Below are 17,391 nucleotides of genomic sequence, written 5' to 3'. Positions count from 1 at the left end.
AGAATGGATAAGAGAAGCTTAAGGGTAGCCGTTATCGACATGAATAACGGTGCTCCCAATCAGGGAATGCGGGGAATTCAAGAAATTTTATCCCGTTTTAAAAACGAAAACAATATCGATTTAAGTTTTGATATTTTTGATTTAAGGCAAAAAGGAGAAATACCAGGCATAGATTACGATGCCTATATTTCAAGCGGTGGCCCGGGCAGCCCGATTGAAAGTACAGGTGAACAATGGGAAAATGATTTTTTTAATCTGCTTGATCAGATTGAAGTGTTTAACCAAACCCATGAAGAAAAAAAGAAATATGCTTTTTTGATCTGTCACTCCTTTCAATTAGCTTGTAGAAAATATGATTTGGGCAACGTAACCGAAAGGCGCTCGAATGCTTTTGGTATTTTCCCGATAAACTTAACTGAAGAGGGAGAAAGAGATGAAATTTATAAGGGCATTACGAATCCTTTCTTTTCGGTCGATAGCAGAGACTGGCAGGTTATAGAGCCAGATTTTGTTGCCTTTGAGAAAAAAGGCGCAAAATTACTGGCCATCGAGAAAGAACGTAAACATGTTGGTCTGGAACGCTGCATGATGTCGATCCGCTTTTCTGATGAAATCATTGGCACGCAATTTCATCCGGAAGCTGATCCGATAGGCATGAAAATGTACCTGCTACAAGACGAAAGAAAAAAAGCTATCATAGATATGCACGGGGAACAAAAATATCTCGATATGTTAAACAGTTTAGACGACCCGGCAAGGATTGTATTAACGCAAAGTGTTATTTTACCTAATTTTCTGCAAAAAGCGATCGAAAATTTGCGAAAACAGTCGTCATTGAGAACTGAAGAAGTTGATTGAGCGAACGCGTGAAGCAAGCTTTAAATAGTATAAAAGATTGCTTCGTTTGATAAAAACTTGTAATGAAGATTTAGTAGCAATGACCAAAACTATAAAAACCTATGATACCTTCTCAACGCCAAAAATACAACCAACAGTTCAGCACAGAAATGTATCAACGTTTTTTAGATGATCTGGGTGAGGGTTATCCGGAAATTCCGTTCAGGGTTGCAGAAACGCCCATTTTTGTTCCAAAAAGTTTAAAAGAGAAACTAATTGCAGCTGGGGAAGAGATTATAAAACTCATCAAACAACCTAATTTTAAAACACTTACGCAAAAGGCGATTCCTTCAGAATGGAACGTACCAAACGAAAATCAGCAGCCACACTTTTTAACTTTCGATTTCGGCATATGTAAAAACCAGGACGGAGAACTTATGCCCATGCTTATCGAAATGCAGGGATTTCCCTCCCTGTATGGCTTTCAGCATCATCTGGCTAAAACTTTTAAAAGTAGTTTTGGCATTGATGACTCGGTAAATTATTTCTTAAACGAATTTACCGAAGAAAAATACATCGCCTTACTCAAAGAAGTTATTATTGGCCGGCATAAACCCGAAGAAGTGGCGTTAATGGATGTTGATGCCCGAAACCAGAAAACAGCCATTGATTTTTTTGTAACCCATAAAATGCTGGGCATTAAAATTTTGGCACTGGAGGAGATTAACAAAGTAGGCAAAAAGCTCTTTTACGAAGAAAATGGCAAAAAGATCCAGTTAAAAAGAATTTATAACCGACTGATCTTTGATGAAGTAGCCAATAACACCGAAATCTTTAAAAACAGTTTCGATCCGCGTGAAGAACTTGAAGTGGAATGGGTAACACATCCCAATTGGTTTTATCGGATCAGTAAATTCACCATGCCTTTCCTGAAAAGTGAATTTATACCCGAAACACGCTTTTTAAACGAAATAGAAAAACTTCCTGGGGATTTGGAAAACTATGTACTGAAACCCTTATTTTCTTTTGCAGGTATGGGCGTTATTATTGACGTGACTGAAACAGACATTGCCAATATAAAGGATCCTGAAAACTGGATTTTACAGCGGAAAGTAAATTATGAACCTGCGGTACAATCACTCGATGGTGGTGTGAAAGCTGAAATCAGAATGATGTATTTATGGCCGGATGGTGGCGAGCCTCAGCTGTGCATTAATCTTGCCCGTCTTAGTCGCGGTAAAATGATCGGCGTACGCTACAACGCCGATTTCGACTGGGTTGGAGGTACAGTATGTTTTATGGAGAAATAAACTATGTTTTCCTTAACCACAGAGATCAATAAGAATAAGACACAGAGGAACGCGCAGATACACTTTGTAATTCTATGGTAAACTAAAAAATGAACCTGATCTGATAACGAATAACACATGCTCTATGCCCTCTGTGTAAACTCCGTTTTCTCTGTGGTAAAACAACTAGCGCTCTTAGCGAAACCTTCGCGTAGTCTTGACGGTTAATGGTAGCATCACAATAATTTACATTCCTCTGAATACCACACTACTAAAAGCCCTTATATTTGCATTATGGATATTCAAACGATTTTAGTCTTTTTACTTTTTGCGGTAGCACTGGTATATGTTGGCCGTTTGGTTTTTAAATCTTTACAGGTAAAAAAAGATGGATGTGGTGGCAATTGCAAATGTGGAGTAGATTTTTCCGATATTAAGCCTGTAAAAAAATAACAGCTTACCTTTATGATTCATCAGTTTCAAAAATACTTACAGGAAAAAATAGAGATCACTGATGAACAGTTCGAAAGCATATCGTCTGTTTTAAAGATTAAAAAATTCGAGAAAAACGAAATCGTACAATATACAGGCGATAACTTCAAACACGGGTATTTTGTAGGCAAAGGTTTGTTACGTGCCTATTCAATTGACGCGAAAGGTAAAGAACACATCCTTCAATTTGCTCCCGAAAATTGGCTGGTTTCTGACCGCAACAATATGAATAATGAACCCTCGATATTTTTTATTGATGCCATAGAAGCCACCGAAGCGGTTTTAATGCCCAATAATTTTATGGAAGAAGCAGCCAGTCAGGTACCGTGCTTACAGCCCATGCAAATTAAATTACTCAACAATTCGATCCGCTTTATGCAAAAGCGCATTAATATGCTGCTCAGTGCAACGGCTGAAGAAAGATACCTCGACTTTATTAAACTTTATCCTAACCTCACGCTCCGTGTACCTCAGTGGATGATTGCCTCTTATCTTGGCATTACCCCCGAATCGTTAAGCCGGGTAAGGAAAGAACTCGCGAATAAACATTTCAAACCATAGGCAATTTTGAATGAGTGAGTTTTGAATGAGTAATGCTTTAATTAAAGCTAAATTTTCAACCGCTAATCTTTCAACATTCTCTCATCCAATCATTTCCAATTACTTATCATACATCAATAGGTAGTAAAAACCTACGCTGTACTTTTGTGTTGTTAATATAAAAACTCAAAAAACAAAAGATATGGCACAACAGAAATGGACATTAGATCCAACCCACAGCGAATTACAATTTAAAGTAAAACACCTGATGATTACTACGGTTACAGGTAGTTTAAAATCTTTCTCAGCTGAATTAACATCTGAAGGTGATGAGTTCGAAAATTCGGAAATTACTTTTAAAGGAGACATCAATTCGCTTGACACCGGAAATACTGACCGTGATAACCATTTAAAAAGTGGTGATTTCTTCGACGCTGAAAAATTTGCCCACATCGAATTTAAATCCAGTTCAGTAGAAAAAGATGGAAGCGATTATGTTGTTAAGGGCGGTTTAACCATCAAGGGTGAAACTAAACCTGTAAAATTAACCGCAGAATTTGGTGGTATTGCTACCGACCCATGGGGTAATACCAAAGCTGGTTTTACTTTAAGTGGAAAAATCAACCGCTCTGATTTCGGTTTAACCTGGAATGCAGCGCTGGAAACCGGAGGAGTAATGGTTAGTGAGGAAGTTCGCATTTTAGGAGAATTACAGTTTGTGAAACAAGCATAGCGCAAAGGGAATTTAAGCATGGGGTTATTACCCCATGCCCTATGCACCATGCCTTATATAGCTTGGAAGGTAATGGAAACAAAACAAATAGAAAAAGTACTAAAAGCGCCAGCGCCACATATGGTTGGCGATGGGTTTAGGGTACATAATTTTTTCCCAAATGGTTATCAGATCAATATGAACCCTTTTTTCCTGATGGATTATGGTTCAAAGATAGAATTCTCCGCAAGGAAAGAACCAAGGGGTGTTGGCGTTCATCCACATCGTGGCTTCGAAACGGTAACGATTGCATATCATGGCGCGGTTGCACATCACGACAGCTCAGGAAACAGCGGGGTAATCTATCCTGGCGATGTGCAATGGATGACTGCCGCAAGCGGTATATTGCATAAAGAATATCATGAAGCCAACTATAGCTTAACCGGAGGGCCATTTCAAATGGTTCAGCTTTGGGTTAATTTACCTGCAAAGCATAAAATGGGTAAGCCAGGTTATCAAGCTATTGAACAAGCCGATATGGCTCATTTCGACCTCCCTGAAAATGGCGGAAAAATTGAAATTATCGCAGGCCATTATGAAGGCATAAAAGGCAATGTAAACACTTTTAGCCCGATAGAACTCTATAATGCCCGGCTAAATAAAGGTGGCCTGGCTACTTTTAACTTTCCCGAGCATTTCAATACCGGATTGATGGTAATTGAAGGTTCGATTAAAATAAATGAGTCGGAAAATGCTGCAGCAGATACTTTCGTTTACTTCGGCAACAAAGGCACGGTGATTAAAATCGAAGCCCTGGAAAACAGCGTGATTTTGGTTTTGAGCGGAGAACCAATCAACGAACCCATCGCACAATATGGACCATTTTTAATGAATACCCAGGCCGAAATTCACCAGGCTATTGAAGACTACAATCAGGGCAGATTTGGTTATTTAGATGAGTAAATAGATCATTGGTACCTCATACTTTTTTAAAATCAATTTAAAGCCGGCAATTTCCCATAAAATTACCGGCTTTTTTTGCGTTTGTATTGCACGATAAAGCCGAGTTTAAAAACAGATTATAAGACACTATACCTTTATGGAGCCGATTTTTCCAATGCCTGGAACGAATGGCGAGGCCGCATGCTCCGATGATGGTTAGTTATCTTCTTTGGAAGCGCAATGACTCTGCAAGAAAACAACGGAGTTCCTGTGTTCCGCTTATACGCTTCGGGCATCTTTTCTCTGCCCTGCAGGGTACCGCTGCACCCAGGGCTATAAGGCCAAGACAGTATTTCATTTTAATGGTTTATAAGGTGCAAAAACCCTGTTTATAAACCTGATGGTAGCGGCAGCCCCGAAGAATGAGGGCTATAGCGAACAGCAGGAACGCATACCCCTATGAAACACGGCCCTTTTGTTTCCAAAACCTGAAAAATTGGCCTAACTACTTTTCACAGACAATTATTTTTTAAGCACTTAGCTTGAGTGATCTTTATTATGTAGCTTTCCGTTACGCTACAGGACGGGGGTAACAGCTCTTTTTAAAGATTTCAATAGACGGTTACATTATTGTCTTGGCGTAGACCTAACGGTCTAAATTTACGCTGCCTAATTTTTAAATCATTCATCCAATCTTCATATTCGTTAGTGACATTTGATTAATAAATCAGAAAAGAAAAATGTCCGGAAAACAAATATTTCAAACTGAGACTAAAACACGCTGGCACGCATTTACCTGGGTAAGCCGTACGTTTTTTTTGGTCTTCATTGTCGCAATCAGCTGCGTAGCGTATACCCTGTCATCAGTGCAGGCACCTAATTTGCCTTTTATCAACACCAATACGCCATTAACACAAAAACAATTAGAGAAATTAAAAAAATCGCAACAGTATAAAGATTTTACCATCGAAAAATCTAAGCTGCAAAAAATAAAAAAAGATCGTGAACGCCGCATTTTAACCCATCATGGCAATAACAAGCGCATCAACATGGCGTTTTATGTGAGTTGGGCAGCAAGCAAGGAACTATCTCTATCAGACTTAAAACGTAACATCGGCCATTTGGACATGGTGGCAACAGAATCGTTCTTTTTAAATGGAGATTCTATTGTAGATCAAGCAGATACTGCAGCCTTAAAGGTAATACATGCCGGCAAAAAATCAGCTATTGCGGTGGTTTCAAATTATAACAAAGACCATTGGGATGGTGCAGCGGTTAGAAGATTACTAAATGATCAGTCAGCTCAGCAAAAATTGATCTACGACCTCATAGCAATCACCAAAAAATACGGTTATAGTGGGATCAATATCGATTTTGAAGAGCTTAACCTCCAGAACAGCGATGGGTTTAATGCTTTTATGAAGAATTTATATACACAGTTTCACGCCGAACAACTGATTGTATCTCAAGACATTTCACCTGATAATGACGACTACAATCCGGAAATTCTTCAAAAATACAATGACTACCTTGTTTTGATGGCCTACGATCAGCACACTGAGCAAAGCAACGCAGGTGATATTTCGCATCAGGAATGGGTAGAAGAAAAACTGGATAACATTTGCAGTAAGGTTGACGCCGATAAAGTAATCCTGGCCCTGGCCTGTTATGGTTACGACTGGCCAAAAAACAGCATTGGGGAGCCGCTTACTTACGAGCAGGCGATGACAAGGGCTGTTACTTATAAAAGCAAAATAAACTACGACCCGGCCTCTGCCAATTTAAATTACACCTACAATGATGGCAGCGGTATTAAACATGAAGTATATTTTACAGATGCCGCTACTTATTTTAATTTGATCCGAAAAGCAGACGACTGGGATATTGCGGGTATTGCCCTGTGGCGCTTAGGCTCGGAAGATAAACGTTTATGGTCTTTTATTTCCAATGACCTAAGTCTGGATACCTTAAAGAAAAAACCTTTCGATCTACGCAAAATTGCTTCGTTAAACATGGGCGGTATCTCTTATTTAGGCGATGGCGAAATATTAGACCTCATTTCTACCCCCAAGCCAGGCAGTGTAAAATTCACTTTAAACAAAGAGAATTTCTCCATTGCAGACCAAAAATATACCAGACTTCCCGAGCAATATGTAATTAAAAGGTTTGGGGAGGCGGATAAAAAAATTGCTTTAACTTTTGATGATGGTCCCGATCCGGTTTATACCCCGCAGATATTAAATATTTTGAAACAGGAAAAAGTGCCTGGCTGTTTCTTTGTGGTTGGCATTATGGCCGAACAGAACATGGAATTGTTACGACAGGAGTATAATGATGGTTACGAAATTGGCAATCATACATTTTTTCATCCTGATATGTCGGCCATTGGCCCCAGAAGAGTTAAATTTGAGCTCAATGCAACACGGAGGTTAATTGAAGCAGTTACCGGGCACAGCACCATTCTGTTCCGAGCACCATTTAATGCCGATGCCGAGCCACAAAATATTTCAGAAATTTTACCTGTTGCACAAAGCCGTAAAGAGAACTATATCAATATTGGTGAATACATTGATCCCGAAGATTGGGAGCCAGGTAAAACTGCCGATCAGATTTTTAATGAGGTGGTAAAACAGCAAAATAACGGCAATATCCTCTTATTGCACGATGCAGGAGGAAACCGTGAAGCTACCGTGGCAGCCTTACCGCGGATTATAAAGTTCTTTAAAGCCAAGGGTTATACCTTTACCACAGTGGGCGATTTGATGGGCAAAAAAAGAGCAGAGCTCATGCCCGCCGTAAAATCCACCGCAAACAGCGGATTTTCCGGTTCAGGTGATTATTTTTTTATCAATTTCTTCTATTATGGCAACATCATTTTAAATACTATTTTTTCTGTTGCCATTGTACTGGCGATACTAAGGACCATATTTATCGCGTATTTAGCCATCAGGCAACGCAAAAGATCAAAACGCAATGTGGGCAAATTGATACAACATCCTTCTGAAAAAGTCAGTATTATCATTCCTGCCTACAATGAAGAAATTACCGCAGTTCAAACCATCAATAGCCTTTTAAAAACCACCTATCCTGATTTCGAATTGATTTTTGTGGATGATGGTTCAAAGGATAAAACCTTTCAAATCGTAAATGAACATTTTGGCAATCATCCTCAGGTAAAGGTTTTCCGTAAAGAAAATGGTGGTAAAGCATCTGCATTAAATTATGGTATATCAAAAGCTGCTGCTGAATTTGTAGTTTGTATAGATGCTGATACCCAATTAAAAAACGATGCAGTAACCGAGCTTATGCGCTATTTCTATAGTGATAAAGTAGCAGCCGTAGCGGGAACCGTAAAAGTTGGAAATACCAACAACATCATTACCAAATGGCAATCGATAGAATATATCACTGCTCAAAACATGGATAGAAGGGCTTTCGATCTGCTAAATACGATTACCGTGGTACCAGGAGCGATAGGTGCCTTCAGAAAAAATGTGATCCTTGAAATTGGTGGTTTTACCATCGATACCCTTGCCGAAGACTGTGACTTAACCATGCGCATTTTGAAGGCCGGCTATAAAGTTAAAAACTGCGATAGTGCAATTGCTTATACTGAAGCACCAGAAACCGTAAATATGTTACTAAAACAACGTTTTCGTTGGAGTTTTGGTGTAATGCAAAGTTTCTGGAAAAACAGAAAAACATTGCTAAATAAGAAGTATGGCTATTTTGGGATGGTTGGGATGCCTAATATCTTGATTTACCAGATTATTTTACCACTATTTTCTCCGCTTGCCGATCTGTTTATGCTTATTTCTTTAATTAACGGTCTGTTCTCACTAAGCGCGATTAATAATTTAACACTCACTGGATTTTCAGGAATTTTAAGCCTCCATAATGGTTTTGGCCAGGTATTGTTTTATTATGTCATCTTTATCTTTGTGGACATGATTTTTGCGGCAATTGCTTTTAGGATGGAAAAAGAAAAATACACCAATTTACTTTACCTTTTCCCTCAGCGTTTTTTCTGGAGACAGTTAATGTATGTGGTGTTATTCCGTTCGTTCAGAAAAGCGATCAAAGGTGAATTGGAAACCTGGGGCACCATAAAAAGAACGGGAAATGTAAAAGAACAGGCAGCATAATATAACCCCAGTTTAATAAAAAGAAGTCGAGTTTTAAAGCGAATGTGCAATAAAACCTGACTTCTCTGTTTGTGATCAGAAAAAACTTTTTTTTTATTTTTCGATTAAACAAACCGCATACGAAACAACGCCCTCTTCCCTACCGATAAAACCCATCTGTTCATTGGTTGTAGCTTTTATCGAGATATCTTCAGTTGAAATTCCAATGGCATCAGCAATGTTTTGTTGCATAGCAGGAATATGTGGATTAATTTTGGGGGCTTCCAAACAGAGCATGGCGTCGATATTTCCGATCCGCCAGCCTTTTTCAGCCAGTAATTTAACAGTTTCTTTCAGCAGGATCAAGCTACTGATGCCTTTCCACCTTTCATCGGTATTTTTAAAATGGAAACCAATATCGCGAAGGTTAGCTGCACCTAAAAGCGCATCGCAGATGGCATGAAGTAAAACATCAGCATCCGAATGCCCAAAAGCCCCCTTATGGTGATCTAGGGCAACACCGCCAACAACAAAAGGATGCTGATCTTTTAACTGATGTACATCAAATCCGAAACCTACTCTAATTTTCATGTTTATTTGCTTTAGTCTTATTTATCTTTTGCTTTATTTTCGCCAAAGTTAAACAATAGACCAAAACGTAAGGTATTTGCCAGTGGACTAGTCTGTGCATTTGCAATTAAATAAGAAAAATCAATGTTAAAAACATTGTATTTTAATCCGAGTCCCAAAGTAAAATACCGGCTATCACCTTTCATCGGGCTCTGATAGTTGTAACCTGCCCTAACTGCAAACTGTTGGTTGTACCAGTATTCCAGGCCTGTTGAAATCCCGACTTCCTTCAGTTCTTCACTAAAACCACCAGGTGCATCGCTAAACGAACCAAAAATTCCGGCAGGTACCGAACGGTTTGGATTTTTTCCGCTTACAATGTTGTTGTTTGAATCGTATATCGGTTGTGTGGGTACCAGTAATTTGTTGAAATCAAGGGCAAAGGTTAAAGTGCTAAAATCATCTACGGTAAAGGTAGATGCTCCTCCGATTTTAAAATTGGTGGGCAAAAAGAAATTCTCACCTCCGTCAGAATAGCTCATTTTTGTTCCAATATTTGATATATTGGCACCGGCAGAAAGAATTGCCTGTTTGCCAAACAATATGGTGGCTGTTTTATACAAACCAGAAACATCAACCGCTACTGCATTTCCACTGTGTACCTGCCCTGATGAAGAAAATTGACCGGAAGCCAAATTTGAATAAATATATCTTAACGAAGTGCCTAGCGAAAACTCCTTACCAAAATTACGTGCAAACGAAACATCAAAAGCCAATTCATTAGGATTAGCAATCCCAAGATCCTGTTGATTAATATCGGTAAGCTGGATGGACCCCAAAGAAAAATACCGTAGAGATGCACCAATGGTGTTGCGGTCGTCCAGTTTATAAAATCCGCTTAAATAAGCGAGATTAATATCAGGCACCAAACTTTTTAGCCATGGGCTGTAAGAAACAGAAAACCCGTAAGGTTTATCTAGAAAAGCTAACTTAGAAGCGTTAATACTGGATGAATTTACATCACCTGCTACGGCTACGCCGGCATTGCCCATCGCACCGGCCCGGGCATCGGGCGTAATGAGCAGAAATGGAACTGCTGTTACAATATTGTTTGCCTCGCTACCGTTAGTTTGGGTATTGCCTATAGTTACCTGCGCATTTGTTTTACCAAACACCAGGGCCATTGAGAGTGCAGAAAAAGCAAGTTTACTGATGTACTTGAAATTCATCCTTTAAAGGTACGTAATTTTAGATTTTGGTATAATAATCACTGGAAGAATATATCAGTAACGTAAAACCAAAACTTATATTTCACCAAAATACGAATTCTAAGCTTATTTACTAATTAAACATACGATTTTTACAGATGGGTGTTCGTGCTTTACCTGCAAGTAAAAAGCTAATAGCCATTTAGCAAATAAAGATTTTCCTTATCTCGCTGTTATAAACCAATCTGACAGCCAAAAATCAAAAAACACATTTAGCTGATCTACTGAGATTCCAAAATAAATATGATTGATGGATGCTCCCCACCGATTATATCAATCACAACTCTCATGTAAGGCCAGATATACGTCAATTTAAACCGATTATCCTATCATAAACATCAAACAAAAGAAATTGCTATTAACAATCAGTTTACAGTACAAGGGTGAACTGATAATTTTATCTTGCTTATTTATAATTATTTAGCAATAATTTCGTTTGAATACAAAGCAAACATCTCACAGTTAAAAGAACACGCTATCGCTCAAAAATATATTAGATATTTTATTGTTACATTATTGATATATTCATTTAAAATTTGTTTAATTTTATCGGTTGAAAGGCCATTAGGCCATATCCAGTTGCTTCATATGAAAAAACTAATACTATATTCTTTTACTTGTTTATCATTAGCCGCCTTGCTTTCGGGTTGTAGCTCTAAAAGCGCGAGTTCCAGCAAAACAGGTATTCCTTATGCCAATAGGAAAAGTAAAAACAACCAATCGGGTGCTTTTGCTGTCGCTACCCAGTATAAAAGAGCACCAGGGCCTGGTTTAATTCCAATCGAAGGCGGAGTTTTAGTTGTTGGTGGTAGTGCCATCGAAATACCAGGTGTTGAGCCCAATATTTACAATTACAAAAGACAGGTAACTGTACCTTCTTTTTACATGGATGAAACTGAGGTATCAAATACCGATTGGTTAGAATACCTGCATTGGATCAGGTACAATTATCCTGAAGATCAGGAATACTATTACAATGAACTCCCTGATACTTTGGTTTGGCGCCAGCCATTATCTTATAATGAACCTTACGTAGATAATTATCTGAGGCACCCTGCTTACCGCGATTACCCTGTAGTAGGTGTTTCCTGGGAACAGGCTTCGCGGTATTGTGAGTGGAGAACTTCAAGAGCAAACGAATTTATCTTACGCGAAAAAGGAATCCTAACTGATTATAAAACGCTTGCAGGCAATGGAAGAGGCAGAGCTGGTGCGACCACTGCTGCTGCAACGCCTAAACCAGATAAACCTTTCAATACAGATGCCTATCTAAATGGCCAGTATGATGATAAAGGTAGAAATGCATTTATTGATTACAATACCAAATCAGGTGCCGCTACAACCACAGCCGGAGGAACAGCAGCTGCAGGTACAGGTAGAAATAATCAGCCAAGAAGAACGGCTACCTTAGAAGATGGGGTAATTATGCAACCATATCGCCTGCCAACTGAAGCTGAATGGGAATATGCTGCTTTAGGTTTAATTGGCAACACGGAATATGAAAACATCAATCAAAATAAAATTTATCCATGGAATGGCTTAGGTGTTAGTTCTGCTAAAAAGAAAACCAGAGGTATGATCCAGGCCAACTTTAAAAGGGCACCTGGTGATTATATGGGGGTTGGCGGTTCATTGAACGATAAAGGAGATTTAACTGTTCCTGTTATTCAATACGCTCCAAACGACTTCGGCTTATATAATATGGCAGGGAATGTAAACGAATGGGTAAATGATGTTTACAGAACAGGTACGTTTACAGATGCAGATGCATTTAATCCTTACCGCGGCAACTATTTCACCAACAAAAAGTTAGCCGACCCACAAAGTGGAAAAATAGCTTTGGATAAATATGGTAATCCGATTAAAGAAAATGCTTATTCTGGAAGAAAACAAACCTGGGCAGAAAAACAGGCGCAGGCAAAACGTGCTGATTCGATTTCAAAATCGACTGATCCACAATCACCGGTAGCATCAACCAGTTATCAAGCCGATCAAAGAGGCTATCGCGACAGACAAAACACCCTATTAAATGAAGAAGGTGTAACGCTTGTAAACGATAAATCAAGGGTGTATAAGGGTGGTTCCTGGAATGATATGGCATACTGGTTAAACCCGGCAACCCGTCGCTTCATGCAACAGGACGAATCATCGGCTGAAGTAGGTTTTCGTTGTGCCATGACCATGCTTGGCGCGCCTGAAATTAGTACCGTAGGCAAAAGAAGTTTTAAAAACCCTCCACAAAAGCCTTACAGGGTTAGCAGAGGTAGATAATAAAGAAAAGTCCCGACACCAAATCGGGACTTTTTTTTATGCGTTTATAATCGGACTTAGCTATTTAAACGGAACTCGACAGTTCCAGACTGCATTACATCCAATTCTATATTATCTGGCTCCACAAACACAATGCGAAATGCTAAGAATATCTCATGAGAATTCCTGTCATTTAATCATCATACTGAAGGATAATTGTTATATAAAATCAATATGCCTGACAGATAAATTTTATGTAGGTATACCGCTCGAAAGATCGTCATTTCCAACTTGATCCGATGCTTATCAGATGGAAACTCCACGAAGCGCTCATCGAAGATAATCTTAATACAAGCCTATTAAGACTCCCGCATGCGCGAGATCCGATAGCCATCGGACGACAACCGCAAAGTGGATTCTGTCAATGGTAGTTGATTTTATTGGCCGTATTTATTGGATAGATATAAAGCTAACTAAACTGCACTAAAATCTGGTTTTTCTCTACCTTATCTCCTTGTTTAATCAAGATCTTTTTAACCACTCCATCTGATGATGATTTTAGGATATTTTCCATTTTCATCGCTTCCAATATCAAAAGATTATCACCTTTTTTCACCTCAGCGTTTTCTTCAACCAAAACTTTTAGCACTAAACCTGGCATAGGTGCTTTAATCTCTAAAACTTTATTAGCGGTCAAGTTATCCAGACCAAGTTGTTTTAATAAAACATCAAACTGATCTTCAATACTGATTTGATAAATATTTCCGTTTACCTTTATTTTACAGGTTTTTTCGGCTCTGTTTATATCAACAAGTTCCGTATTGAAAGATATGTTTTGGTATAGCACATGTGTACTATTATGTCCAATCTTACTTAGGTCGAGCTGTACCTGATCTCCATTTATTAAAAAAGCGGAATCCTTATTCTCGACCTCGAACAAAAACTGATCGTTTACCTTTACTTTATACATAGGCTATTGTGTTAAAGCATACTGAACTAAATTTGCACCCATTTTTAGCGCTTTGGTCCGTGTTTCCTGAGTATCTTCAGGATAAGTACCAAAATCTTCCCAGCCGTTCCCTAAATCGCACTCAAAGGTGTAATAACAAACCACTCTACCCTTGTAAATCAAAGCAAATCCCTGCGGGCGCTTATTATCATGTTCATGAATTTTGGGCAAGCCACCCGGAAATTTAAACTTTTGATTGTAAATAGCATGGTTGGAAGGCAATTCTACAAAATTAAGTTCCGGGAATACCTTTTTCATCTGCGGCCTGATAAACTTGTCTAAACCATAGTTATCATCTATATGAAGAAATCCGCCTCCTGTAAGGTATTGCCGTAAATTTTTAATTTCCTGGTCGCTAAAAACAACATTTCCATGTCCCGTCATATAAATAAACGGATAATTGAAAATTTCTTTTGAACCAACTTCTACTATGCTTTCTTCAGCATAAAAATTAGTCTTCAGATTGGTATTACAATAGGCAATTAAATTGGGCAATGCCGTTCTGTCTGCATACCAATCGCCACCTCCATTATACTTTAACTTGGCCATACGGTAAGTGGGCGGAATAAAAGCAGTATGTATAAAGCTTAAAGCCAAAACACCAAAGCTAAAAGCCAATGTCGGGAATTTGGGAAACTGAAAATTAGAAATTGAAAACTTCAAACTGATTATCGGTTAAGGTAATTGATTTCAAAACAAACAGATAAAGCCGCCGTTTCTGTGCGCAACCTGTTATCACCTAAAGTTAATGCTTTAAAGCCTTTGTTCAAAGCTAAATTAACTTCATCTGATGTAAAATCTCCTTCAGGACCAATAAGAATTAAATATTTTTGATGTGGGACTACCAGTTTGGAGATATATTGTTTTTCTCCATTATCAATACAATGTGCAATTAATCTATCGCCATCAAAAGGTTCCTTTAAAAAAGTTTCAAAAGCGATGGCCTCGTTCAATTTAGGGTGGTAAGCTTTAATAGATTGTTTTACGGCCGATGTAATGACCTTATTGAGCCGATCTGCTTTAACTATCCTACGCTCCGATCGATCAGTAATAATTGGTGTAACCTCATCAATGCCCAACTCTGTTGCTTTTTCTAAAAACCATTCTATACGATCAATATTTTTAGTTGGCGCAACCGCAATATGCAGGTAATGGTTTCTTTTATGAAACTCGGTTTCAACGTTTAAAACAGCTAAAGAAACTTTCTTCGGATTATCGGAGGTAATTTGGGCAGTATAAAAGCCCCCACTCCCATCAACCAGATTAACAACAGCGCCAATGGTAAGCCTAAGCACCCTAACGCAGTGTTTACTCTCTTCTTCGTTAAGTGTATAAGTATTTTGGGTAATATCTGGTGTATAAAAAATATGCATAGTTGAAATTAATGATTATCAACCATATCTTCTTTATTGATCACCAGTTCTAATTTAATGGTTTCGATATTTTGTTCTGTCTTTTTTAAGATAGTAAACAAGTAACCATATGATTCATTGCTTTCACCCACCTCTGGAATACGTTCAAAAATGTGAGAAACCAATCCACCAACAGTATCGAAATCTTCATCTTCCGGCAGATCATGAGGCAGATATTCGTTCACATCATATACTGTAGCAAATGCATTGACGATAAACTCATTATCGGAAACCTTTTCTACCAATGGTTTTTCTTCATCGTATTCATCTTGTATTTCCCCTACAAGCTCTTCAACAATATCTTCTAAGGTAACCATACCTGCTGTACCGCCAAACTCGTCCAGTACAATAGCAATCTGTATGCGATTACTCTGCAGTTCGCTCATCAGATCGTTAATTTTTTTGGTTTCGGTAACGAAATATGGTTTTCTGATAATATCTTTTAATGTCCAGTGTTGGTTGCCTGCTGCGACTAATGGTAAAATATCTTTTGCATGGATAATACCTACAATTTTATCCATGATATCATCGTAAACCGGCAAGCGGGAATATCCCTCTTTAATAATGGTATCAATCACTTCTTCTTTTGGAGAAGTTAGCTCAATACCAGAAATCTTGGTTCTGGGTACCATGATATTCTTCACCACACGCTCATTAAAATCAAATACATTTTTAATCAGCTCATGTTCATTATTATCCAAAGCACCACTTTCTTTACCCTGATCCAGTAAATACTGTAGTTCTTCGGTACTGTGAATAGATTCATGACCAGCAGAGGTATCGATGCCAAATGGTTTAAGGATAATGGCCGCAAGACTATTTAGTGTCCAGATGAACGGTTTGAACACCACATAGAACAATTGGAGTGGTATAGAAACAAAAAGTGTTGTGGCTACAGGTCTTTGGATTGCAAAAGATTTTGGTGCCAGTTCGCCAAATACGATATGCATGATCGTAATGAGCGAGAATGCAACGATTGTTGATGCAGTGTGGATAGAAGCATCGCTCAAACCCCATTCTAAACTATCGAAGAGATTTTTAAAAATAGTATGCATAACGCCTTCACCTACCCAACCTAAGCCAAGTGATGCAAGCGTTATGCCTAACTGCGTGGCGGCTAAATACCCGTCGAGATTATGGATAATCCCTTTGGCCATTTTGCCAACACGACTGCCTGTTTTTGCTTTGATTTCAATCTGTGATGCCCGAACTTTTACAATTGCAAACTCCGCTGCAACAAAAAATCCATTAAGTAACACCAAAAATAGTGCAAGGAATAATCTCCAGCCAACAGCGGTGTTATCAGTTTCCTGTACCGCAGCTACAACTCCGTTCGTAGGCAGGATTGCACTAAGCTCTAAATTTAAAAACAAACAGACCGTGGGTAAATCCATTATGCTAATTCTCTAAATGTTGTGTTATAAAGTTCTATGCTTTCTTTGATTACTTTATGCGCATAGCGAACACCAAGTAAATGTTCGATAGTTACATTCTTATCTTCTAATGCTTTATAATCCTGAAAGAAACGAACAATCTCTTTCATCTGGTGTGGTGGCAACTCATCTAAATCATTGATATAGTTTACCGACATATCGTGAGCAGCTACAGCGATGATTTTATCATCCTGCTCACCATTATCTACCATGTGCATTACACCAACTACTTTAGCCTCAATCAATGTCATTGGATAAACATCTACTGAACAAAGCACTAAAATATCCAATGGATCTTTGTCATCGCAATAAGTCTGCGGAATAAAACCATAGTTTGCAGGGTACATTACCGATGAAAAAAGAACCCTGTCTAATTTAATTAGGCCAGATTCTTTATCTATTTCATATTTTGCTTTCGAACCTTTGGGAATTTCAATAATTGCGTTTACAATTTCTGGAACATTATGTCCAGGAGATACGCTATGCCACGCGTGATGATCGTCTTTTGTCATT

General features: G+C 38.5%; 15 protein-coding genes. 8 read left to right on the top strand and 7 right to left on the bottom strand.

Annotated elements, in window-relative coordinates; translation table 11 throughout:
• Positions 1 to 3 precede the first annotated feature (3 nt).
• The 7 genes from ACK1I8_RS20705 (at position 4) to ACK1I8_RS20675 (ending at position 8,957) form a co-directional block, all read left to right on the top strand.
• Positions 4 to 858, top strand: coding sequence for a type 1 glutamine amidotransferase (locus ACK1I8_RS20705; protein ID WP_412467149.1), 855 nt, complete (start codon positions 4 to 6; stop codon positions 856 to 858).
• Between the two features lie 101 nt (positions 859 to 959).
• Entirely contained in the window at positions 960 to 2,147 is a 1,188-nt protein-coding gene (locus ACK1I8_RS20700) for a hypothetical protein (protein ID WP_412467148.1), read from the top strand.
• 273 nt (positions 2,148 to 2,420) lie between these two features.
• Positions 2,421 to 2,579 (top strand): FeoB-associated Cys-rich membrane protein, encoded by a 159-nt coding sequence (locus tag ACK1I8_RS20695; protein ID WP_082458743.1) that lies wholly within the window; start codon positions 2,421 to 2,423, stop codon positions 2,577 to 2,579.
• A 12-nt stretch (positions 2,580 to 2,591) separates the two neighbouring features.
• The gene (locus tag ACK1I8_RS20690) at positions 2,592 to 3,179 is read left to right on the top strand and encodes a Crp/Fnr family transcriptional regulator (RefSeq protein WP_412467147.1); all 588 of its coding nucleotides are present in this window, start codon (positions 2,592 to 2,594) and stop codon (positions 3,177 to 3,179) included.
• 181 nt (positions 3,180 to 3,360) lie between these two features.
• Complete coding sequence (locus ACK1I8_RS20685) at positions 3,361 to 3,891, top strand: YceI family protein (protein WP_412467146.1); 531 nt, start codon at positions 3,361 to 3,363, stop codon at positions 3,889 to 3,891.
• Positions 3,892 to 3,963: 72 nt separating this feature from the next.
• On the top strand, positions 3,964 to 4,833 hold the full coding sequence (locus tag ACK1I8_RS20680; protein ID WP_412467145.1) for a pirin family protein: 870 nt from the start codon (positions 3,964 to 3,966) through the stop codon (positions 4,831 to 4,833).
• Positions 4,834 to 5,552: 719 nt separating this feature from the next.
• The gene (locus ACK1I8_RS20675; RefSeq protein ID WP_412467144.1) at positions 5,553 to 8,957 is read left to right on the top strand and encodes a glycosyltransferase; all 3,405 of its coding nucleotides are present in this window, start codon (positions 5,553 to 5,555) and stop codon (positions 8,955 to 8,957) included.
• 93 nt (positions 8,958 to 9,050) lie between these two features.
• On the opposite strand, the gene ispF is transcribed toward ACK1I8_RS20675, so the two are convergent.
• Both ispF and porV read right to left on the bottom strand, forming a co-directional pair.
• Positions 9,051 to 9,527, bottom strand: a complete 477-nt coding sequence (ispF, locus tag ACK1I8_RS20670) for a 2-C-methyl-D-erythritol 2,4-cyclodiphosphate synthase (protein ID WP_412467143.1) — start codon at positions 9,525 to 9,527, stop codon at positions 9,051 to 9,053.
• A gap of 17 nt (positions 9,528 to 9,544) precedes the next feature.
• Positions 9,545 to 10,735, bottom strand: coding sequence for a type IX secretion system outer membrane channel protein PorV (porV, locus tag ACK1I8_RS20665; protein WP_412467142.1), 1,191 nt, complete (start codon positions 10,733 to 10,735; stop codon positions 9,545 to 9,547).
• A gap of 627 nt (positions 10,736 to 11,362) precedes the next feature.
• On the opposite strand from porV, the gene ACK1I8_RS20660 reads away from it, so the two are divergent.
• Positions 11,363 to 13,045: an SUMF1/EgtB/PvdO family nonheme iron enzyme gene (locus ACK1I8_RS20660; protein ID WP_412467141.1), complete on the top strand. Its 1,683-nt coding sequence runs from the start codon at positions 11,363 to 11,365 to the stop codon at positions 13,043 to 13,045.
• Between the two features lie 448 nt (positions 13,046 to 13,493).
• Here the strand turns inward: ACK1I8_RS20660 and ACK1I8_RS20655 are convergent, their stop codons facing one another.
• The 5 genes from ACK1I8_RS20655 to ACK1I8_RS20635 form a co-directional block, all read right to left on the bottom strand.
• Complete coding sequence (locus ACK1I8_RS20655; protein ID WP_412467140.1) at positions 13,494 to 13,994, bottom strand: acetyl-CoA carboxylase biotin carboxyl carrier protein subunit; 501 nt, start codon at positions 13,992 to 13,994, stop codon at positions 13,494 to 13,496.
• Positions 13,995 to 13,997: 3 nt separating this feature from the next.
• Complete coding sequence (locus ACK1I8_RS20650; RefSeq protein WP_412469398.1) at positions 13,998 to 14,582, bottom strand: DUF4159 domain-containing protein; 585 nt, start codon at positions 14,580 to 14,582, stop codon at positions 13,998 to 14,000.
• A gap of 119 nt (positions 14,583 to 14,701) precedes the next feature.
• Positions 14,702 to 15,406 carry a 16S rRNA (uracil(1498)-N(3))-methyltransferase gene (locus tag ACK1I8_RS20645; RefSeq protein ID WP_412467139.1) on the bottom strand — a complete coding sequence of 235 codons (705 nt, stop codon included), beginning with the start codon at positions 15,404 to 15,406 and terminating at the stop codon, positions 14,702 to 14,704.
• An 8-nt stretch (positions 15,407 to 15,414) separates the two neighbouring features.
• A complete protein-coding gene (locus ACK1I8_RS20640; RefSeq protein WP_412467138.1) occupies positions 15,415 to 16,839 on the bottom strand; it encodes a hemolysin family protein in 1,425 nt (474 codons plus the stop codon).
• Positions 16,839 to 17,390, bottom strand: coding sequence for an inorganic diphosphatase (locus ACK1I8_RS20635; RefSeq protein ID WP_293787536.1), 552 nt, complete (start codon positions 17,388 to 17,390; stop codon positions 16,839 to 16,841). The genes ACK1I8_RS20640 and ACK1I8_RS20635 overlap by 1 nt, the downstream gene beginning before the upstream one ends.
• Between the last annotated feature and the right edge of the window lies 1 nt (position 17,391).

The sequence above is a fragment of the Pedobacter sp. KLB.chiD genome, from assembly GCF_047040275.1.
Classification (GTDB): domain Bacteria; phylum Bacteroidota; class Bacteroidia; order Sphingobacteriales; family Sphingobacteriaceae; genus Pedobacter.
The sequence above is the reverse complement of the archived record's forward strand: the minus strand, read 5'-3'. Positions and strand labels throughout refer to the sequence as shown.